We start from the raw sequence: 231 nt of genomic DNA on the forward strand, positions 1-231 counted from the left end.
GATTGGCAACCTTGTGGAACACCTCGTTGACGAGGCCCTGCTTTTCGCCATCGGCCACTTCGCGAAAGCCATAGGATGTTTCCATGCCGCCATCGGCGGAGGTGCGGCTGTCTGCCATCGGCTCAACTCCGTTACACTATAGCGCCGCGTGTCATATGTGACGCGCAAAGGTCGCTGTAGCCCTTTAAGTTTGCTGCATACTTTTATCCTCAAATCGATTCCGATCTAAGG

The 231-nt window shown here is 54.1% G+C and carries 1 pseudogene; it reads right to left on the reverse strand.

Annotation, left to right across the window (positions count from 1 at the left end):
* Positions 1-118 (reverse strand): annotated as a pseudogene (locus ACPYOI_RS37230) (bifunctional demethylmenaquinone methyltransferase/2-methoxy-6-polyprenyl-1,4-benzoquinol methylase); the annotation flags it as partial.
* Between the last annotated feature and the right edge of the window lie 113 nt (positions 119-231).

Source organism: Rhizobium sp. SVR5-2C, assembly GCF_056755115.1.